Source organism: Mesorhizobium sp. WSM4841, assembly GCF_055811515.1.
The window spans coordinates 1-21,558 of sequence record NZ_JBVVQC010000046.1; the positions used below are offsets into that span (position 1 = coordinate 1).

The 21,558-nt window shown below is 59.5% G+C and carries 15 protein-coding genes and 1 pseudogene; 9 read left to right on the forward strand and 7 right to left on the reverse strand.

Annotated features, from left to right (window positions below):
• Positions 1-456 precede the first annotated feature (456 nt).
• Positions 457-1,473: an L-lactate dehydrogenase gene (locus tag AC0L14_RS32070; RefSeq protein WP_473751893.1), complete on the forward strand. Its 1,017-nt coding sequence runs from the start codon at positions 457-459 to the stop codon at positions 1,471-1,473.
• 217 nt (positions 1,474-1,690) lie between these two features.
• On the opposite strand, the gene AC0L14_RS32075 is transcribed toward AC0L14_RS32070, so the two are convergent.
• From AC0L14_RS32075 to AC0L14_RS32095, 5 genes are all read right to left on the reverse strand, one after another.
• The gene (locus AC0L14_RS32075; RefSeq protein WP_473527690.1) at positions 1,691-5,608 is read right to left on the reverse strand and encodes a GH36-type glycosyl hydrolase domain-containing protein; all 3,918 of its coding nucleotides are present in this window, start codon (positions 5,606-5,608) and stop codon (positions 1,691-1,693) included.
• An 80-nt stretch (positions 5,609-5,688) separates the two neighbouring features.
• Positions 5,689-6,258, reverse strand: a complete 570-nt coding sequence (locus AC0L14_RS32080; protein WP_473527689.1) for a histidine phosphatase family protein — start codon at positions 6,256-6,258, stop codon at positions 5,689-5,691.
• Positions 6,259-6,619: 361 nt separating this feature from the next.
• Positions 6,620-7,636: a class I fructose-bisphosphate aldolase gene (locus tag AC0L14_RS32085; RefSeq protein ID WP_473527688.1), complete on the reverse strand. Its 1,017-nt coding sequence runs from the start codon at positions 7,634-7,636 to the stop codon at positions 6,620-6,622.
• A 243-nt stretch (positions 7,637-7,879) separates the two neighbouring features.
• Positions 7,880-9,199, reverse strand: a complete 1,320-nt coding sequence (locus tag AC0L14_RS32090; protein ID WP_473527687.1) for a glucoamylase family protein — start codon at positions 9,197-9,199, stop codon at positions 7,880-7,882.
• Between the two features lie 83 nt (positions 9,200-9,282).
• Positions 9,283-11,751 carry a phosphoketolase family protein gene (locus AC0L14_RS32095; protein WP_473527686.1) on the reverse strand — a complete coding sequence of 823 codons (2,469 nt, stop codon included), beginning with the start codon at positions 11,749-11,751 and terminating at the stop codon, positions 9,283-9,285.
• Between the two features lie 240 nt (positions 11,752-11,991).
• Here AC0L14_RS32095 and AC0L14_RS32100 point away from each other — a divergent pair, with 240 nt between their 5' ends.
• The 6 genes and pseudogenes from AC0L14_RS32100 to AC0L14_RS32125 all read left to right on the forward strand — a co-directional run bounded on the left by AC0L14_RS32100 (position 11,992) and on the right by AC0L14_RS32125 (position 17,131).
• On the forward strand, positions 11,992-12,174 hold the full coding sequence (locus AC0L14_RS32100) for a hypothetical protein (protein WP_287246360.1): 183 nt from the start codon (positions 11,992-11,994) through the stop codon (positions 12,172-12,174).
• Between the two features lie 43 nt (positions 12,175-12,217).
• Positions 12,218-13,183, forward strand: coding sequence for a phosphate acetyltransferase (locus tag AC0L14_RS32105; protein ID WP_473495802.1), 966 nt, complete (start codon positions 12,218-12,220; stop codon positions 13,181-13,183).
• Between the two features lie 2 nt (positions 13,184-13,185).
• The gene (locus AC0L14_RS32110; protein WP_473751894.1) at positions 13,186-14,418 is read left to right on the forward strand and encodes an acetate/propionate family kinase; all 1,233 of its coding nucleotides are present in this window, start codon (positions 13,186-13,188) and stop codon (positions 14,416-14,418) included.
• A gap of 29 nt (positions 14,419-14,447) precedes the next feature.
• Positions 14,448-15,254, forward strand: coding sequence for an enoyl-ACP reductase FabI (gene fabI / locus AC0L14_RS32115; RefSeq protein ID WP_473751895.1), 807 nt, complete (start codon positions 14,448-14,450; stop codon positions 15,252-15,254).
• Between the two features lie 319 nt (positions 15,255-15,573).
• Positions 15,574-16,223, forward strand: a pseudogene (locus AC0L14_RS32120) (IS6 family transposase); the annotation flags it as partial.
• A 506-nt stretch (positions 16,224-16,729) separates the two neighbouring features.
• Positions 16,730-17,131 (forward strand): hypothetical protein, encoded by a 402-nt coding sequence (locus AC0L14_RS32125; protein WP_473751896.1) that lies wholly within the window; start codon positions 16,730-16,732, stop codon positions 17,129-17,131.
• A 341-nt stretch (positions 17,132-17,472) separates the two neighbouring features.
• Here the strand turns inward: AC0L14_RS32125 and AC0L14_RS32130 are convergent, their stop codons facing one another.
• Positions 17,473-17,916 (reverse strand): potassium channel family protein, encoded by a 444-nt coding sequence (locus AC0L14_RS32130; protein ID WP_077380048.1) that lies wholly within the window; start codon positions 17,914-17,916, stop codon positions 17,473-17,475.
• On the reverse strand, positions 17,913-19,013 hold the full coding sequence (locus AC0L14_RS32135) for an AI-2E family transporter (protein WP_473751897.1): 1,101 nt from the start codon (positions 19,011-19,013) through the stop codon (positions 17,913-17,915). The genes AC0L14_RS32130 and AC0L14_RS32135 overlap by 4 nt, the downstream gene beginning before the upstream one ends.
• Before the next feature lie 303 nt (positions 19,014-19,316).
• On the opposite strand from AC0L14_RS32135, the gene AC0L14_RS32140 reads away from it, so the two are divergent.
• Entirely contained in the window at positions 19,317-20,441 is a 1,125-nt protein-coding gene (locus tag AC0L14_RS32140) for an HlyD family secretion protein (RefSeq protein ID WP_473751898.1), read from the forward strand.
• The gene (locus AC0L14_RS32145; RefSeq protein WP_473751899.1) at positions 20,431-21,480 is read left to right on the forward strand and encodes a DUF2955 domain-containing protein; all 1,050 of its coding nucleotides are present in this window, start codon (positions 20,431-20,433) and stop codon (positions 21,478-21,480) included. Before AC0L14_RS32140 ends, AC0L14_RS32145 begins: the two co-directional genes overlap by 11 nt.
• The last annotated feature ends 78 nt before the right edge of the window (positions 21,481-21,558 follow it).

Consider the following 21,558-nt stretch of genomic DNA (forward strand, 5'->3'; position numbering starts at 1 on the left):
ACGACCACCGCATGGGGCGCAACTTCCTGGCCTTCTCCGAAGGCGACGCCAACAACGCCGTGCTCGCCGCCGTCGGCCTGGAGACGGTAGAGAAGGTTACCGGCAAACCTGCAGCCTAGGTCCAATGACACAATACAGGGCCGGTGAATTAACATCGCGCCGGACTCCGCGCGTGGCTTTGGGGTTGGTCTTCGACAGCGTGGCCATACTCTTCGGCACAACCACCAATTTCGTAATAGAACGCACCGAAGGCCTTCAGAGCATCGAACTGGGTGGAGCCGCTGCTAGGTCCGATACAGGCCACGCTCATAGACGGCGTCGCCGTTGAAATCGAAGGCGGCGCATTCGCTACAATGGCATCAATACGCCCGGAAGATCGTGTCGCAGCATGGACCGCCCCGAAGAGCCCGCGTGCCACCGGCCCTATCTTGGTCTCCCAAGCCAAGGAAACCTTCCGTGCAACGTCACTATCGCTACGACCATTTGGGTCTTTCGAGCGATGGTCTAGAATACGAAGTGTTCCGCGCAGGAGGGACGAAGATGAAAGTCGGCATTGTCGGAGCTGGGATGGTGGGCAGTGCGGCTGCATATGCACTTGGCCTGCGCGGGGTGGCTAGCGAGGTTGTGCTGGTTGATTTGGATTCGGCTTTGGCCGAGGCACACGCTCTGGATATCGCCCATGCTCTCCCGTTTGCCTCCGGCACGTCGATTGCGAGCGGGGACTACGACCGGCTTCGAAATGCAGGAATAGTCATCATTGCAGCGGGGTCCGCGCAGCGCCCCGGTGAGACAAGGACTGACCTTCTCGGACGGAACGCCGCAATCTTTCGAGATATCATCGGCGAAATCATGCGCGTTTGTCCCGATGTGATCCTTTTGGTCGCATCGAACCCGGTCGACATAATGACCCAGATCACACAGGTGATTTCAGGCCTGCCGGCAGGCCGCGTGATTGGATCAGGCACTATCCTTGATACAGCGCGGTTTCGCAGTTTGCTGGGAGCGCATCTCCACGTCTCGCCTCGCTCCATCCACGCATATGTGCTCGGAGAACATGGCGACAGCCAAGTACTGGCTTGGTCCAGCGCCCGCGCAGGAGCGGTTCCGATTGCGACCTTCGCTACACAGGTCGGAGCCCCGATCACAGACTCAGTCCGAGCAGAGATCGACGACAGGACCAGAAATGCTGCCTATACAATTATCCGGGGAAAGGGATCCACCTACTACGGCATCGCAGCCGGCCTCGCTCGGCTCATCGGCGCGATAAGGCAAGATGAGCAGGCGGTCTTCTCTGTTTCGATCGTTACCGAGAACACGGAGGGGGTTCAGGATGTTGCGCTGTCAATTCCTCGGATCGTGGGGCGCGAAGGGGTGACCGCCGATCTCTATCCTGAACTCGATGCACAGGAGCGCGCGGCGCTCCACCGAAGCGCTTCGGTTTTGCGGGGACTGTTCGAGTCGGTGCCCCTCTAGAAATTGGAGGCCGGCCTGATTTGCCATCGGTGCCGATCGGATTTGACGCTAATGCCGGAAGCGCTCGGCGCTGAGTTGTAGGCAGGACCGATCTTTCCCGGCTGGTCGGTCCTCAACGATATCGGCTGGCGTTTCTCTGCCCTCGGGGCTCGCTAAACCCCTGCGGAAGGTAACGTCGGTGGACCTGGGCCGCCAACTCAACGATCAATCGTGGCCACTAACCGATTAACACGCGAACCTCGTGTGTCAGGTCTTCGTCTGTGAGGGGAACATTTCCGTTTGGCAAAAGGACCCCATCCATCATCACCGAGCGTACTCCTCGGCCAGCCCCGGACGAATTGTCAAAGCGAATCTCATAAGTCGCACGACCGTGCCGATAGGTGATTTCATAGTCCGACCAGCTTGCGGGAACACATGGCTGGAACAGGAGGAACTGACCTTCACGTCGAAGGCCAAGAATAGCCTCCAGCCCTGCTCGATATAACCAGCTGGCTGAACCCGTGTACCATGTCCAACCACCACGTCCCGTATGCGGCGGCGCGCCATACACGTCGGCGCTGACCACATATGGCTCTACCATGTAGCGTTCGACCTGATCTCTCGTCGCTCCGTGGCAAATCGGATTGATCAAGTTCCACAGATGCATGGCGCGATCACCATCGCCCTGCAAGGCTGTGGCCCAAACAACCCACGCGGCTGCATGGGTGTACTGGCCGCCATTCTCGCGGATACCGGGAACATAACCCTTGATGTAGCCAGGTTGCAGTGGGCCATTGTCAAATGGGGGCTCGAATAGCGCAATCAGCTTGTCCTCCTGTCGCACAAGCCTTTCGTGAACCGCGTGCATTGCCGTTGAAGCACGTTCCACATCGGCCTCGCCGGAAATGACAGCCCAAGCCTGTGGAATGGCATCGATCTGACATTCATCGTTGAGCGACGACCCGAGCGGAGTGCCATCGTCGAAATAGGCTCGGCGATACCAAGTACCGTCCCAGGCGTTGGCTTCCAAGGCCACGCGCAAGGTTTCGGCTCTTTCGCGGCACCACGCGGCGCAGCTCTCATCCCCACGAGCGGCCGAAATCGTGGCAAACGACTTCAGGACTGTAAGAAAGAACCACCCGTTCCAGACGCTTTCACCCCTGCCCTCCGCGCCGACCTTGTTCATGCCGTCGTTCCAGTCGCCCGTTCCCATGAGCGGCAAGCCGTGGCGGCCTAGACGGAACCCGTGTTCCAGGGCTCGAATGCAGTGCTCATAGATTGCAGCGATTTGTTCGCTGGTGTCCGGCCGGTTGAAGTCCTCGTCCTGGTCCTTCTTCAGGAGGGGGGACCTAATGAACGGAATCTGCTCATCGAGCAAACCGATGTCGCCGGTTGTCGAAACATAGTGGTGAACGACAAAGGGAAGGAAATATAGATCGTCGGTCATGCGTGTGCGCACGCCAATGCCGGACGGAGGATGCCACCAGTGCTGAACGTCACCTTCCTCAAACTGCCGTGCCGCCGCTCGCAGGATGTGTGAGCGGGTTTCGTTCGGCGCGCAGTGGACCAACGCCATGACGTCCTGAAGTTGGTCGCGAAAGCCGTACGCGCCCCCCGACTGGTAAAAGCCAGAGCGCGCCCAAACGCGACAAGACAGGACCTGATAAAGCAGCCACCGGTTCATCATCAGATTGAAGCCAATGTCCGGCGTTGAGACCTGCGTTGCATTTAGGATGTCGTCCCACTGACGAGATAAAGCGGCGAAACTTTCGCGAGCGCGGTCGACGTCTGCATGTTCGCGAACAAGTCGGCGGACCTGCTCGAGGCCGGCAGCTTGTCCAAGAACAAAAATAACGTCCTTGGTGTCGCCAGGCTCTAACAAAATGTCCACCATCAGCGCGGCGCAGGGATCTTCCAGGGTTCCGAATCTTTCTGCCAGACTGGTCCGCTGCAATGCAGCGGGCCGAGACACCGAGCCGTATTTGCCAAGAAACTCCGCGCGATCGGAAGTGGCTGAACTCGCAACCTGACTGGCGGCCACGAACGCCAGTTTCCCGGCAAAATCACCGCCCCATGCGTTGTGCGCCACGATGGCTCCCGATTCGACATCGCGTTCGCAGACGACTTGCATCGCAGCGTCTTCACGATGTGTCCCCAGAACCCACTCGGCGAAATATGTTGCCGATATTTGGCGAGGTCGAGAGTCATCGTTCGTCAATTCGAGATGCACGATCTTGATCTCACCGTTAGGCGGGACATACACCGTCAACTTGTGATCCAAAGCTCGGCTGATACTTTCATACCGGCTGTAGCCTTGGCCATGGTGAACGGTCACGACGGCTCGATGTCCCAGTGGCAAGGGCGTTGGCGTCCAGATCTCTCCGGTTTCTTCGTCCCGCAAGTAGACGACCTCACCAGGTGTATCTGAAACCGGGTCATTCGACCAAGGCGTCAGCCGGTTCATCTGGCTGTTGCCCGACCAAGTGTACCCAAGCCCGGCTTCAGTCGTCAGGCAGCCAAGACTCGGGTTTGCGATGACGTTGCTCCAAGGCGCCGGCGGCAGGGACGGCGCTTGCGAATTGACGCCGTCGACCACAATGACGTACTCGCGCCCGTCAGGGGCGAAGCCCCCGAAACCGTTCCAATACAACAAATCCTTGGGCGGGATCGCAGCAGGGCGCGTGAGTGTCTCGCCCGCTCGAGCCGCGGATATTCGACCCGGAGGCGTTTCAACTTCAACTGCGTATGGTCGATCAAGCTGATTGGCCAGTGAACCAGAGTTGCTTGAAAGGATGACGCGCGCAGCGGCGGCGATCGCTGTGATTTGATCGTCTGAGGCCGTGCCCGCCGACAAGACGAAGATTCCTCCTGGTTTGCCTAGCGTTTCGGCTGCCTTTCCGGCTTGCAGTCTCTTGACCAATTGCTTTGCGCTACTGGCGCCGCGTGTATCAAGCAACACAAGGTCAAATTGCAAACCTCTGCGGCGGATAAACCCGTGCCCCTTTGTCACTTCGCGAACGAGCGTCTTATCCCCGTTGCCTTCGATGCGAACCAGCACGATCGGAAGGTCACCGGATATCCCGTGCGACCAAAGAGCTGCGCGATCGAAGAAGTAATTTTTCTTGAACGCCGTCGCCTGCCGCAAAGCCGGATTTGCAAATGCGATACTTCCAACCAGGCGATTAAACAAAGAGACCTTATCGAGAGTCAGCTTTAGGTCGTGAAGCTCAGCTTGATAAGTTTCCGATGCCTCGCGGAACGTCTTATCGACGGCATCGATACTTGAGAATCGCTCTGCGATCGCGCGGACCGCCTGATGGTTGTCGCCGGCGCCCGTCACAAAGGCTACGCGCGCCGTATCACCCGCTTCCAGATGGACCGTCCTTCGCAGGCAGAAGACGGGATCGAGAACCGGGCCGGTCGTGCCGGATAGAGCTGCCCCCGCGTCAAATATGGTGGGATTTTCTGCCGTGCGGCCGCGTCCAAGGAATTTGCGTCGATCAGTCTCATACTCGACCACTTGGCCGACCTGTTGACTCGACGACGAAACATGAACCGCCCAGATCGGTTTTTCTTTCGCATCGCGCGGCCTGCGACGCGCAAACAAGGCGCCGGTCGCCTCGTCGTACTGCGTTTCCACGAAGAGCTTGGCAAACGTCGGATGTGCTCTGTCCGCGCGGCGATTGTTCAGACAGACCTCGGAATAGCTGGTTAGTTCGAGGGTTCGTGCCTTCCTGCCATGGTTGACAATCGTAAGTGCCCGCACTTCTGCGTCGACATCTGGTGCGACGCATACTTTCCAGTAAATTTCGATGTCTTCGGCTCGACAGCGAAACTCGGCCCTGTCTCCATGAAACGTATGCGTGTAGATATTATGAGGTCGGAAAAGAGGTTGCTTGCCGATGGACCATGGAGTGTTGTCCGTCTGGTCTCGGACGTAGCAAAACTGGCCCCAACAATCGCGGGTGACATCCTCTCGCCACCGGGTAACGTCAAGGTCCTTCCATGTGCCCCAACCGGCTCCTGTAGCAGTGAGCATGACACTGTAGCGACCGTTAGAGAGCAAAGCGACGGTGGGGGCCGGATCCATCGATTCAGGAGCGCTACTGTGTCTCGTCGGCTCGGGCGCGCTATCGCCGTGAATTGATTTTGCCATCAACGTTTTCCCACTCAAACGACGACACCGGCTTCGAAGGCAATCGTCACTGCAACCACCGCCGACAACTTTCCCGCGGCCTAGTCGGCGACATGTCCATTCCAGATCCTTACTGCGGGTATCTCCCGATAGTAAGTGAGAACGCTCCACGTACCGGTATTCAGAAGAAAATGTTGTCCGGCTCGCGGTGGAAGCCCGATCCAACGCGCCGCAAGCACGCGCAGTACGTGCCCATGCGCGAACAGAGCAACGTCGCCGTTCGCAGCCCGCGCCCGCGTCACGACTTGATCCACACGCGCGCCAACTTGCCTCGGCGTCTCGCCCCCCGGGCATCCATCCCGGAAAATCAACCAGCCCGGTCTTTTCGCCTGGATTTGCTGGGGCGTCAGCCCCTCGTATTCGCCGTAGTCCCACTCGATCAAGCTTGGGTCGACGATGGCGCCGGCGCCGAGACCCACCAACTCACAAGTCTCCCGTGCGCGCTGTAGTGGGCTTACGAGAACGAGCGCGAACGTCTGCCGCGCCAACACCGGACGCGTCCGTTCTGCCTGTCGTCGTCCGTTGTCGGTCAAGGGGAGATCTGTTGTACCTGTGTGTTGCCCGCTCAGGCTCCACTCGGTCTCCCCATGCCTGATCACGAATACGTTCACGTCCAGCTCTCCTGGCTTAGACGCTGTCAGCCGCCGTCGATCGCAGCGCTCCCAAGGCCGTTGCTTGTCCCGACACTCCGCCCGCGATTTCGGTCAGGTCGCCGCCGTGTAATGCGATGTACCCCCTGTGCTCGATCAGATCGTGACGGATGGTCTGCTTGAAGTAAGCGGCTCAAGCTGCCAGCCGCGGCAACCGGTCGATGACGTCGCCTGGCCCATGGAAGCGGGTCAGGTCGTTCACGACGGACATATCTAAAGGCATGGGGGCATCTCGTTCAGCTTCGCTCCCTCGAGGTAGTGCGGCTTGTGCCCATACTCCACCGCCCGGCTGGTCGTGATGCGGCGGACTACCAAAGCCCACCTATGCCGCCTCCATCTCATCGGTGTACGTCCCAAGACTAGCCGCGCCGTTACAGCGAGCCCGGTGGTAAAGGGCCTGTTGGCCCATCTTCAGCTCCTCGTCGCGTCCATGCCACGCCTCCAGCGCCGGATCCTGGAGTGCGCGCCCGTAGGAGAAACTGATCTTCCAAGGCTTTGGCCCGGGCAGTTGGTTGATCGCGTTGAGGTGGGCGGTGGCCGCCCGGTCGTTCTGACCACCCGACAGGAACACGATGCCGGGAACCGCCGCGGGCACGTGCCGGCGCAAGCAGCGGAGCGTGGCGCCTGCGACGTCCCGCAAGGGAACCGGACGAGAGTAGTCCTCACCCGCGATCACGATGTTGGGCTTGAGCAGCATGAACTCCAGCACGACACGCTGTTCGAACAGGGCACGGAACACGGCGTGAAGGACCACGCCAGTGACATCCTCGCAGCGCTCGATCGTGTGCGATCCCTCCATCAACACCTCCGGTTCAACGATTGGCACGAGTTGCTGCTCCTGGCAAAGCGCGGCGTACCGCCCTAAGGCGTGTGCGTTGGCACTCACGCACGCGGCGCTCGGCAGCGTCTCCGCAATGCGTATGACTGCCCGCCACTTCGCGAAGCGGGCGCCCATGCCGCGGTATTCGGAGAGGCGATCCCGCAGCCCGTCGAGCCCTTCGGTGACTGTCTCCTCGGGAGAGCCGGCAAGCGGCTTCGCGCCTGTGTCAACCTTGATCCCGGGCAGGATCCCCTGGCTGGAGAGGACCTGAGTGAACGGCGTCCCGCCGGAACTCTTCTGGCGGATGGTCTCGTCGTGCATGATGACGCCGCTGATGAACTCGGACGCGCCCGCGGAGGTGAAGAGCATTTCACGGTAGGTGCGCCGGCTTTGCTCGGTGGAATGGATTCCGAGCGCATCGAACCGCTTGGTCAATGTGGGCACGGTCTCGTCCGCCGCCAGAATACCCTTCCCCTCGGCGACTAGCGCCGCTGCGATGCTCCCCAGATCGTGGTTCATCGTGGGCCCTCCCGTTTGCTCTCCGTAGTACTCGTGCACCCTTTATCCGAACAGGAAATTATAGGCGCAAGATCAGATGAGATCAAGATTACGAGAAAGAATGTCGCAACAAGTCAGCGCGTTTCCCAAACAGGATTGCCTGCCTCAACCGTGTTGGCGGCAGTCCGGTCGCTGCTGAAGTGTGCCTCGCTCCCTGCACCCGACAGCTCAGTGTGCTCGCATGCCCTGATATGGCCTACAGCGCTACAGCCATCCTCCCGCGAAACCTGCTCGACGCAATCCCTCTACCACCGGCGAACAGCGGCGCATGAGGTTCCAGAGCAAGCCAGTCCGGTAGTTTTCGATCATAAGCACGACCGGTCCCTGGTCGATCCCAAAGTGGTACGGGGACACCCACCATCCCGTGGGACTTTCTTCTATCGTGAATGACGGATTGAAGGACGGTTTGAATCCGTAAAGCCGTGTCATGCCGAGATTCATCCGGGCAAAATTGCGGGCAGTGGGGATAACGATCTCTGGCGCGAATGGCAGCGAGGCTATGACAACCCAAGGTGCGACCGTCCCGTCGTCGGGCCCGAACGGAGCGCCGCGGGCAATGTAATCGAAGAACTGCCGCTCAAGGCCATTGACCGTTCGCGTGATCCAGCCCGGCCCGTCGCAGGCCGTGAACCCCCAGCAATGTTGGCCATAGCCGGCGAACTCCATCGGGTTTCGAATTGCATACTCCTGCTGCACGAAAGTTGCTTGCCGGCTGTTCTCGAAATAGTCGCTGTCGTGGTGACGCATGAACGCATCGCGGATGCCGCGAAAGTCCACCCACATGTGCGACAGCTGATGAGTAAAGAGCGGGCCTGAATAAAGCAGCTCGCGGCCGTAGATTTTCTTCCATTCGTAGGTTGCGGTGTAGGCGGCATAGCTCTGCGGGTGCAACGGGTGGGTCGGCGAGCCAAGGCCGAGGATGTAGAGTAGCAAGCCCTCATCGTAACCCCGCCACCGATGCGGGATGAATCCGCTTTCCGGGCGCCAGCCATGCGTCAGCGAAAGACCGCCATTGCAGGCCCAGTTCCAGTCGGCACGCTCATACAGCGTAGTAGCGAGGTGGCGGATTTCCGCTTCATCCGGAGTGTCGCGATCGAAATAGGTAGCAACGGTTAGGGCGCCTGCAAACAGGAACGCGGAATCGATCGTGGACAACTCGCACTGCCAAACGCGGCGACCCGTCTCGATATCCAGAAAATGATAGAAGAAGCCTTTGTAACCAGATGTGTTTGGCTCCGGTCCCTGCGGACAATCCGTCAAGTATCGCAATCGTTTGCGGGCGATCTTTGCGGCGAATTCGCGGATAAGAATTCCTCGTTCTACAATGACGGGAATTGTCGCGAGCGCCATGCCGATTGCGGCGATGCTTGCCGGAGCATTCGGTTCCGTCTTGTCGCGTACCAGCCCGTTGTCGGGGTTCGTCTCATGCAGATAGTACAGCAATGTCGAGAACTGCAATCGCGCCAGGTCTTGATCGGTCGGCAACCGATCAAGCTCGGCATCCGTCGACAGCGTGTCGGGCATAGCGCGTAAGTGCTCCGTTAACCGAGGTTTACCGGGGCATCGGGCATGTTCGCCTCAAAGACTGATTTGGATTGCAGCTCAACTCAAATATTGTCGCTTTCCGTTGACGTCCGTCGAGACTCGCCGCCCTTGTCCATCAAGCCCCATTTCCAACCGCTGATGTCCGGCAGATCATCACCATACTTCTCGATGTACTGTCTGTGTTCGATCAGCTTCTCGTGAATAGCCTGCTTGAAGTAAGCGGCGCGGGCGCCCAGTTGCGGCAGGCGATCGATTACGTCCTCCACCAGATGGAAACGGTCGAGGTCGTTCAACACCACCATATCGAAGGGAGTAGAGGTCGTGCCTTCTTCCTTGTAGCCGCGGACGTGCAGGTTGTCGTGGTTGGTTCGGCGATAGGTCAGCCGGTGGATTAGCCAGGGATAGCCGTGGAAGGCAAAGATGATGGGCTTATTCTTGGTAAACAGCGCATCGAAATCGCGACCCGGCAAGCCATGCGGATGTTCTTCCGGCGGCTGCAGCTTCATCAGATTCACCACGTTGACCACCCGCACCTTTAATTCCGGTAAGTGCTCGCGGATCAACGCCACTGCAGCCAGCGTCTCCAGGGTCGGGACATCGCCGCAACACGCCATCACCACGTCGGGCTCGCTGCCCTTGTCGTTGCTGGCCCACTCCCAAATGCCAAGACCTTGAGTGCAGTGCTTGACGGCTTGGTCTATCGTCAGCCATTGCGGCGCGGGTTGCTTGCCGGCGACCACGACATTGACATAATTGCGACTGCGCAGGCAGTGATCGGTCACCGCCAGGAGGGTGTTGGCATCGGGCGGCAAATAGATCCGGATCACTTCCGCTTTCTTATTGGCGACATGATCGAGGAATCCCGGGTCCTGATGGCTGAAGCCATTGTGGTCCTGGCGCCAGACGTGCGAGCTGAGGAAGTAGTTAAGCGATGCGATTGATCGGCGCCAGGGAATCTCGTGGCAGACCTTCAGCCACTTGGCGTGCTGGTTGAACATCGAGTCGATGATGTGGATGAAGGCTTCATAGCAGGAGAAGAAGCCATGCCGGCCGGTTAATAGATAGCCCTCCAGCCAGCCTTGGCACTGATGTTCGCTGAGCACCTCCATCACGCGGCCATCTGGCGCCAAATGGTCGTCCTCCGGGTAGATTTCGGCCATGTAACATCGGTTGGTAACCTCCAACACGTCCTGCCAACGATTGGAGTTGTTTTCATCCGGGCTGAACAGGCGGAAATTGTTGCTTTCCAAATTCAATTTCATCACATCCCGGAGAAACTTGCCCATCAGCCGTGCCGACTCGACCGTGGTTGCGCCTGGGCTGGGCACCGCCACTGCATAGTCCCGGAAGTCTGGCATCTTAAGGTCGCGCAACTTCAAACCGCCATTGGCGTGCGGATTGTCGCTCATTCGGCGATGCCCCATCGGAGCCAGCGATGCCAGTTTGGAATTGAACCGGCCATCTGCATCGAACAGGTCGTCAGGCCGGTAGCTCTTCATCCACTTTTCAAGAATCCGGATGTGCGCCGGCTTGTCCATGTCGCCCATGGGAACCTGGTGGGCGCGCCAATAGTCTTCACACTTCTTGCCGTCGATTTCCGGCGGGCAAGTCCAACCCTTCGGCGTGCGGAAGACGATCATCGGCCAAGCCGGGCGTTTCAGGTTGCCGTTGTTTCGGGCATCAGCCCAGATTTGTTTGATTTCCGCCACTGCGGTGTCCAGCGCGTCAGCCAACTGCTGGTGGACGTCCTCCGGGTCGTGTCCCTCGACGAAGTAAGGCGTATAGCCCATGCCCTCGAAAAACTTTTGCAATTCGTCCTTCGGAATGCGCGCTAAGAAGCACGGGTTGGCGATCTTGTACCCGTTGAGGTGAAGAATGGGCAGCACGCAGCCATCGCGGGCCGGATTCAGGAATTTGTTTCCATGCCAGCCGGTCGCGAGAGGCCCGGTCTCGGCTTCGCCGTCGCCAACGACACAGGCGACGATCAGGTCCGGGTTGTCGAAGGCCGCACCAAAGGCGTGGCTCAAGGCGTAACCGAGTTCCCCGCCCTCATGAATGCTGCCGGGCGTCTCCGGGGCAACGTGACTGGGAATGCCACCGGGAAAGCTGAACTGCTTGAATAGTCTCTTCATACCCTCCGCGTCTTGGCTGATATTTGGGTATACCTCGCTGTAGGTACCTTCCAGATAGGCGTGAGCAACCAGGGCAGGGCCGCCGTGTCCCGGTCCGATGATGTAGATCATGTTGAGGTCGTCGCGTTTGATGACCCGGTTTAGGTGGACATAGAGCATGTTCAGACCGGGCGTCGTGCCCCAGTGGCCGAGCAGGCGAGGCTTGATGTGCTCGCGTTTCAGCGGCTCCTTCAACAATGGGTTGTCGAGAAGATAGATCTGGCCAACCGACAGATAGTTGGATGCCCGCCAGCAGGCGTCCATCGCCTGTAATTCGTCAGTCGAGAGGGCGCTAACGGCCGCCGCCGAAATATCGCCAGAACGACCTTTCTTTTTCGTTGCGGTCTTAATCGATGCCATCGTTCGCTCCTCTTCCAGAATGGGATCGGTCGCGTTGACACGGTCTTGGCAAGCCGCAGTTACTGCGCAGTTGGCATAAATATGAGCACGATGAACCGATACGGCTTATCCAAGGCCGACTTGGACGCTAGTATAGACCAAAATGGGCAAGGATGCTCGCGATTTCGCCTGGCGTTCTGACCTTGGCGGGACCGCGGGTGTCGTCACAAATCTGCCATCACCGGCACCGCATAGTTCTCATTGACCCGCCGCGGTGGCCTCGCCGCGCTCCACGAGGTGCTCAGTGCACGCGGTGACATGTCCGGGGAGGCGGCGGAGCGGTGGCAGCGAATTATCGGCCTGTTCGGCATCGACGCGGAGGCGGCCGTTTCCGAACTGTCGGGCAAAGCGATCAAGCCAGCCCGACTGGTCAAGGTATCCTAGCGACGGGGGAAGCCCTCAAAGGACTGTCTCGGAGGACACGCTTTTGGTCCAGATTGACTCAGACAAAGCCGAAACTGCTCACGAAAAATACGAGCGCTTGATTGCGCGCGCGAAGCTTGTGCCGGCAACGAAGACCATCGTCGTGCACCCTTGCGACGAGACTTCATTGCGTGGCGCTGTTGAGGCTGCCGACGAAAGCCTGATCGTACCGATCCTGGTGGGACCATGCCGCAAAATCCGCGCGGTGGCGGAGGAACACAGTCTCGACATCGGTCGTTTCGAGCTTGTCGACATGGCGCACAGCGATGCCGCGGCCGCAAAGGGTGTTGAACTGATCCAGGAGGCGAAGGGAGAGCTACTGATGAAGGGCAGCCTCCACACCGATGAGTTGATGCGGGCCGTCACCGCGTCCGCAACGGGGTTGCGCACGGCGCGGCGGATCAGCCATGTGTTTGTGATGGATGTGCCAGCCTATGCCGAGACATTGTTCATCACCGATGCGGCGATCAATATCTTTCCCGATCTCGACGCCAAGCGCGACATCATCCAGAACGCCATCGATCTCTTCACTCAGGTCGGTCTCGGCGAGCCGCGTGTCGCTATACTTTCCGCCGTGGAAACCGTCACCTCGAAAATACCGTCAACCATCGAGGCCGCGGCGCTGTGCAAGATGGCCGATCGCGGCCAGATCACGGGCGGCGTGCTGGATGGTCCGCTCGCCTTCGACAACGCCATTGACCCGGAGGCGGCTAGAATCAAGGGCATCCGGTCCGTCGTGGCGGGGCGCGCGCAGATCCTGGTGGTCCCCGATCTCGAAGCCGGCAACATGCTTGCCAAGAATCTAACCTTCCTTGCCAAGGCGGACGCCGCCGGCATCGTGCTCGGCGCGCGCGTCCCGATCATCCTCACATCGCGGGCTGATTCCATTCGCACGCGGCTGGCTTCCTGCGCAGTCGCAGTGCTCCTTGCCGACGCGCGCCGTCGCTCGGCAGCCTTGCCGGCAACGTAGCCATGGATGCGATCCTGGTCCTCAATGCCGGCTCCTCGAGTCTGAAGTTCCAGGTATTCGGATTTGACGGGTCGGGCGGTCTGCAAAGGCAAGTCAAGGGTCAGATCGATGGCGTCGGCACATCACCGCGACTGCTTGCCATCGGGCCTGACAAGAAGCCGTTGGTAGATCAAGCCTATTCCCCAGGCGATGTCCCGGATCTTCCCGCCGCCACAAACGTCGCGGGAAGCTGGCTGCGGAAGACGCAGGGATTCAAACTCACCGCTGTCGGCCACCGCGTCGTTCATGGCGGGCCGGACTATGCTGAGCCCATACAGGTGGACGAGGACGTCCTACGAAATCTTGAACGTTACGTCCCGCTTGCTCCGCTGCACCAGCCGAATAACCTGGCGCCTATCCGCGCCCTGTTCGAGCGACGTCCGGAACTGCCGCAAGTTGCCTGCTTCGACACGGCATTCCATCGAGGCCACAGCGCGTTAGCCGACCACTATGCGATTCCTGAGCGCTTTTATGCGGAGGGGGTGCGGCGGTACGGGTTTCACGGACTGTCCTACGAGTATGTCTCCGGACGTCTGCGCGAGATTGCACCCAATATCGCGAGCGGACGTGTGATCATCGCGCACCTCGGAAGCGGCGCCTCCATGTGCGCGCTATCAGAAGGCCGCAGCGTTGAAAGCACGCTTGGATTTACGGCGCTCGACGGATTACCGATGGGAACGCGCTGCGGACAGATCGATCCGGGCGTGATCCTCTACCTCATTACTGAAAAGGGCATGACGGCGGCGCAGGTGCAGGATTTGCTGTACCGTGAATGCGGGCTGAAGGGGCTGTCTGGAATCAGCAATGACGTTCGCGACCTGCTGAAGAGCGATGATGCCAACGCCGCCTTCGCATTGGACTATTTCGTTTACCGTATCGGCCTGTACGCAGGGACGTTGGCGGCAGCGCTGGGTGGTCTCGACGCCTTCGTATTCACGGCAGGGATCGGCGAGAACTCGGCCGAGATCCGGGCGCGCATAGTCGAGAAACTTGGCTGGCTTGGCGCCGAGCTGGATCAAGCCGCCAATACAGCCGGAGAGTTAGTGATCTCGAGCGAGGCAAGCCGTATTGCGCTGTTCGCGGTCCCGACAGACGAAGAACTGATGATCGCGCGTCTCACACTGGAACTTATCGGGGCGGACAAAAAGGACGGTCTGGGCGAAAGCACGCGTATCAGTGCGGAGCGTTCGCCCTAGAACCACTACTGTCGATCGCAAAGTAAGGCTTGCCCGCCGGCAAGCCCACGGAGGAAAGGCCCGTCGCAAAAGCGCAATTGCTTGAAGGCAAGAAGGGGCTCATCGTTGGCATCGCGAATGACCAATCAATCGCGTGGGGCTGCGCCAAGGCGTTCCGCGCACTGGGTGCGGAGCTCGCTGTCACTTATCTGAATGACAAGGCGAGAAAGTACGTCGAACCGCTTGCTCAGGAGTTGGAAGCGCCGATCATGATGCCGTTGGACGTCGGTGTGCCGGGTCAGATAGAGGCGGTCTTCGAGCGCATTGAGAAAGCCTGGGGCGAACTCGATTTTCTCGTCCACTCGATCGCCTTCTCACCGAAGGATACACTCCAGGGCCGCGTGGTCGATGCGCCGCGGGAAGGTTTTCTCACGACCATGGACGTGTCTTGCTGGTCGTTCATCCGTATGGCGCATTTGGCGGAGCCGCTGATGAGACAAGGCGGCACGCTGTTCACGATGACGTACTACGGCAGCCAAATGGTAGTGGAAAACTACAACATCATGGGCGTGGCGAAAGCAGCACTTGAAAGCGCAGTGCGCTATCTGGCGGCCGAGCTCGGTCCCAAGGGTATTCGCGTGCATGCCATTTCCCCTGGGCCGCTGGCGACGCGAGCCGCTTCCGGGATCCCTGAGTTCGATGAATTGCTCGACAAAGCTAAAGCAAAGGCGCCAGCGCGCAGCCTTGTCAGCATTGACGACGTCGGCATGGCGACAGCGTTCCTTGCCCACGACGCCGCGCGCCTCATTACTGGCGAGACGCTCTACGTCGATGGTGGCTACCACATCATCGACTAGAGGCGTGGGCGTCCTCGTGCACAGGGCAAGGTGTCTCACGCATTTCTTCCTGACAGCGGACGCTGACGATCCCGACGTCAAGTCCGACGTGGCTACGGAATTGCCTTCACGCGACGCGACCCTGTAAAACGCGTCTACGCACGTTGCGCACAGCACCTACTGGTTGGATGGCGGAGTTCGTCGCATCGCGCTTGGGGCCGCATCACAGATCGCGCTTTTCGTTGCCCCGATGATGGTGCTCCTCAGCTATGGGATGTGTTGCAACGTTTTGATTACTGGCGTTATGGCAAGGCGTCCTTCGATATTTTCGGAGGATTGAATGTTCAAGGGCCGCCAGTTCGACCAGTCAGTGATCCTGCTTTGCGTGCGCTGGTACTTGGCCTACACTCTCAGCCTGCGTGATCTTGAGGAGATGATGGCCGAGCGGGGCATTGCCGTCGACCACACGACCATTCACCGCTGGACCGTTCGTTTTGGACCGCTACTGCTGGAGCGTTTCAACAGGCGCAAGCGCACGGTAGGCGGGAAATGGCATTTCGACGAAACCTACATCAAGGTCCGCGGGCAGTGGATGTATCTCTACCGCGCCATCGACAGTGTCGGCGACACAGTCGAATTCTGGTTCAGCGAGCAGCGCGACCTGCCGTCGGCCAGCGCTTCTTCAAAAAGGCGCTGGCACGTCATGGCCGGCCCGACCGCGTCGTCATCGATGGCAGCCAAACCAACTTGGAGGCGATCATTTCTTGCGACACCACAAATCGCCTGCAGGTTTCCCCCCCGCGCCGGCTGAAGCCGATCCGGATCCGCAAGAGTCAATACTTGAACAACCGGATCGAACAGGACCATCGGCGCATCAAGCGCCGCATCCGGCCAATGCTCGGCTTCAAATCACCAACATCAGCCGCGATCATCCTGTCCGGCATCGAGATGGTCCACATGATGCGCAAACGACAGGCGAGGTACGCCTTCCCCTGGCAGCGCAGTTCGAAATCCTTGCCGCGTGATTGGCCTCGTATCAGGCCCCTCTGCGCTCCCATTCAGTCGTTGCAACAAAACCCACGAAACACGATGAGGACCAGAAGGTGGTATGCAAACGATCACGACAGTTATCCATCTGATTTTCTTTTGGTGTTGAACAGCGAACACGGTAGCGGTTCACACATCGCTTGTCGCAGCACCAGTGGGCGGCATTCGAACAAGCGCCTCAGCCAAGCCCGCGTCCGGGCCAATGGCGCGGCTGCGGCTCATACCAAAGCGATGGCCGCGCGCCCGATGGCGTCGTTGCCATCAATCCGCAGCGCGAATGGATACCGAAGGTAAGAATTTCAACGGCGCCCCCAGCGGGCCGTCGCCCCTGACAATGAGGGTGTACGATGGTTTCAACGGCGCGTAGAGCATGGAGCTTCTGTCTGTCGCGCTAAAAATCGACTTACATGTCCCACACGGGCGCTCAGGGACAACGCGAGGCCATACCCATGAAGGGCGATTCTGTCTCGCAAGAAGTCCGCGGCCCACGCGTGGACGCTTTGGCAGAAGGGGGTGCGGATTCGAAGTTGCTGCGGTGCGTCGGCGCTTGGATTTTGTATGAGTTGCGCGGAGCATTGCGGCCGACAATATTTTTCTTTGTAGGCTTCAACTTCATCGTTCTGACGACGAACCTCCTAGTCGCCGACTATGCCGTGGCCGTTAGTAATTTCATGCTCGGCACCGTGGCGGCGCTTGTCGTCGGCAAGGCCGTGATCACCGCGAACGCGATGCCCTTCCTCAAGCCCTTCGACCGGGCCCCGCTTATCCAACCGATCTTGTTCAAGACGGCGATCTATTGGATTGCGACATTCATTGCTGGCGGAGCGCTTCGTGCATTTCTGGATCGTTGAAGGGAACCGGCCGGGCGATTTCGCGACCTATCTGATCTCCGACTTCTTGTGGCAGCGCTTCAGCGCCATCTCCCTCTGGATACTCATCAGAGAGTCCGCGTCGACGTCTCCGGGATTGATCTCGCGGGATGATTTTCGACTGGTCGGCTGTTGCGCTGTTCGAGCATGCCAGGGACCTTGTCCAAGCCTGCCAGTCGACATCTGCGTCCCTCACGCAGCAAGGAATCTTACACCGCGCCAGGAAACGGCCCGATACGGCAGGGGCGGTATGCAGCTAGTAAGATATTACTGTCGAGATCGGTGATCCACCGCTTACCTTTTGCTGACGCCGGACAATTGGCCTACGCGCGGGTTGACTGCGCGGCGATCCATTTGGCGGTGACCTGCTGGACAGCGGAGATGAAGAGGGCCGTGGTGATCCCGAACATCATCAGACCATTGGCAGCCTGAAGTGGCCCAAGCAGCCGCATCCGACCATCTAGCACGATGTCACCATAACCGAGCGAGGTGAAGGTCACGCCCGAAAAATACATCGCCGTTTCAAAGTCCTCAAATGCACCGAGCAGTTTGTAGAGCAATGCCCAAAACGCAACCTGGACGATGTTGCCGATCATGAGCACCACCATCAGAATCGAGAATTGCAGGAAAATCCCGCGCAACGGCTTTGGGCCGAGCGGTTGCTTCGAGGCCTGGGCGAAGTAACGCGCGGCGAACACCGATGCCAGCACCTGAAGTGCAAGGCATGCCAACATCGCCAGCAGGCCGAGTGCAATAACCGCGATCATGGCGACGGATCGTCAGTCTGCGGCCCGCCCGGGCCATGCCGCAGCCACTCCATGAGCAGGACGTAGCCAACGGCGAGGAGAACAGGGCCTACAAACAGGCCGAGAAGGCCGTCTGCGACCATGCCGCCAATCACACCAATGAGAATGACCGGCATTGGAACTTCAAGTCCGCGTCCGAGCATCAATGGTTTGAGGAGGTTGTCGCTGAGCCCGGCAATGACGGTCCAGATCGAAAAGATGATCGCCGGCGTGGTCGCTTCGGTCGCAAGAACATAGGCTATGACAGGCAGTGTTACCAGCACTGCCGGCACCTGCACGATGGCAAACAATAGCACCACGAGCGTCAAAACACCGGCCGATGAAAGACCTATGGCAAAAAAGCCTGCCCCAATCAGCAGCGACTGGATGACCGCTACGCCCACGACGCCGACCGCCACACCGCGGATCGTAGCGGCGGTCATCTCAACCAGCCGCGGGCCTTGTGCCTTGCTGCCAGTGATACGTTCCAACAGGCGACTGGCGAATTCGGTAGCGCCGTCGCTATAGGCGATGAGCACGGCAGCGACTGCGAACGAAAGTACGAAAGACAATTGACCGGCGGCTAAACCGCCCGCGAACGACGCCAGCCATGCTGCAATCCCGCTTAGCTGCTGGCCGTACTTGGCAAGCGCCGCAGGCATGTTTGTTGCCACGAGTGACCATGTCTCTGTTAGCTTTTGGCCGACCAGCGGCAGGTCTGCGAGCCGCGGAGGCGGTGGCGGCACGGTCAGACTGCCGTCTTGCAAGCCCGAGACGAACGCAAGAATGGACGATCCAAGCGACGTCACCACCATTACCAACGGCACCAGCATCAGCGCAACGCTGACCAACCCGATCAACATCGCTGACCAGCGATTGCCGACCCGGAGGACCAAGCGTTGGTGCAGCGGATAAAGCATCACCGCGAGGATCACCGACCAGAGCAGGATGCCAGTAAAGGGCAATATGATGCGGCTACAGGCAAAAATCAGTAAGGCTACAAGTGCGATCTGAAGCACCGCGTCGAGCACTCTCAAGAGCGACGGTGGGCGCTCAGGGATTGTCACGTTCGGGTCCATGTAGCTGCCCCCCTTCCCAGCCATCTGGATTTCCCAGGTAGCTCCGTGCTCCGCCTGACTATTTACCTGTTTCGGCCTTCCTGCAAGACAGCCGCAAAAATGCTCGCTGGCGCCTTGGACAGGCCATTGAGAAGCCCGATGAGCCTCAGCCTGGCGCGGTTATGTGGACGGATTCCTTGAATTAGGCATCGCATCGGTGCCCGTTGCGATGGCGACAGCTGAGGACTAAATTGCCATTCCAACACAGGTGCCAGCGCAAGCAAAGCCGCGGCGCGATGGCCGTGATCTTAGAGGGGAAACGTCATGGCGTCGGATGCAACTGGAGCCTCTCATAATCATTCTCCAAATGCAGTGGGCGCGCCTCTGAAAGAGAGGAACCCGCAGCGCACGGTCGCAATTACCGTATTGCTTGTGGCTTTCCTTTTGTTCGTCGTGACGGTTTTCATGGAGCGGCGCACTCCTTCATCCTCGCAGGCGACCGTCAGTGCATATGTCGTCGGCGTAGCGCCGGAGGTTACCGGGCGGGTCATTGAAGTGGGCGTGACTGACAACAGCGCCGTGACGCCCGGCCAGATGCTGTTTCGCCTGGACCCGGAACAGTACCGGCTTGCCGTTGCGGAGGCGGAAGCACGCCTTGCAGGGGTAGGTCAGTCGATCGGCGCTTCGACTGCGGCCGTCGATGTCGCCCAGGCTCGGGTGGTGGAGGCGAAGGCAGTCCGCGTCAACGTCCAGGATCAAGCCACCCGCGCGATGGAACTTGTCAGGCGCGGTGTCTATGCCCAGGCGAAGTATGATGAGGCCGCGGCCGCGCTGGTTCAGGCAGATGCAGGTGTGGATGCAGCCGAAGCCGACCTCGCGCGGGCTCAGGAGGAGCTTGGACCCGCAGGAAAGGACAATCCGCAGTTGAAGGAGGCGCTCGCGGCGCTTGAAAGCGCTCAGCTTGATCTGCTGCGCACGACGGTTTCAGCGCCGGCGGAAGGCGTGGTCACCAATCTTCAGCTTTCCGTCGGAGGCATGGTCAGCGCTGGCGAGAGTGCAATGACCTTCATCGATACCGGCACGATTTGGATCACGGCCGCGTTCAAGGAAAACAGCCTCGAGATGGTTGCCGCAGGCGACCGTGCGGAGGTGTTTTTCGATATCCTCCCCGGTCAGATTTTTGCCGCCACCGTTGAGGGCATCGGGATGGGGGTGGCTCAGGGAAGCGTCGACCCAGCGACGGGCCTGCCGAAGATTTCCACAGACACTGGATGGGTGAGAACACCGCAGAGCTTTCCCATCCGCCTGGTTCTCGACGAAGGGCGGCCCAAGGGGGTGCGGTACGGTTCGCAGGCGAATGTGGTGATCTATACCGGGGACCACCCGGTCACCAATGCGCTCGGCAGCATCTGGATCCGAGTTCTGTCGATCCTTACCTATGTCAGTTGACACGCATCTTTTGTACGAGGCGGACCGCGTTAATGTAAGGCGCAAGGGTCTGCGCATAGCGCTTGCCGTTGCGGTCGGCTTTTCCTGGTTGGTCTATTCGGGGGCTATCATCCCCTTCCTTGGGCCGTTGTTTGCGGCACAGTTTCTAATCTCCAGTTCCCGCCCTATGCCGTTGCAAAAGGCGTTGGCAGTCACGGTGCTCATTCTTGTTGTCGGAGCACTTTTGCAATTCGTAACGGTGCTGACTGGCGACCGGCCGCCGGTTCTGCTGCTGCTGCTCGGGCTGATTTACTTTGGATGTTTCTACCAGCAGGCGAACGGCAAGGGCGGCCCCACAATCTTTCTTGTCCTGGTCATAGCGGTTATGGTGCCGCTCCTCACAATTCTGAACGAGGATCTCGGCGACACCATTCTCATGATCCTGGTTCAGAGTGTGGTGACCGGAATGCTTTTGATGTGGCTGGCCCATGTACTAATCCCGGACAGAGGTAGCCCCGCCCTTAAGGCCGCGACGGCAACGACATATCCGCATGCGGCACGCTACGCTGCCGCCAACACCGCCATACTCCTGATCGCGGTGGTTGCCTGTCTGACACGCGAAGGGCTGGCAACGGCGATTGTCATTCCGATAACAGTCGTGTCACTGCTGTCCCAATTCGACGTCTCAGCCAGCACGCGCGCGGCCTTGGGGATCGTGATAACCAATATTACTGGAGGCTTGGCCGGGTCCGTCGCATTCGGATTGCTTCAGGTATGGCCGTCCCACATTTTCCTCTTTCTATTGGTACTGCTGGCCGGGTTGGTATTTGGCGGTCGTGCTGCCATGCGTGCGCCGGCCGCCAAACTTTACGCTGGCGCCTTGACGATCTTCCTCCTCGTATTCGGAACAGGCGTGTCACCGCTTCCGGGGTCTGCCGCCGAGTCCTTTTCCACCCGGGTCACTTACATACTGGTGGCCATCGCCTATGCGATCTTCATGACAACGTTGCTTTGGCCTCGGCAGGAAGACAGTCGCGATCGAACGCTTGTCGGCGACTGACGTGCGCCGATTGATCGGCCTCCCGCGAGCAGCCGCCGTGGACGAAACGGCGGGCCTGCTGGAGTTGTCAGTCGAGCG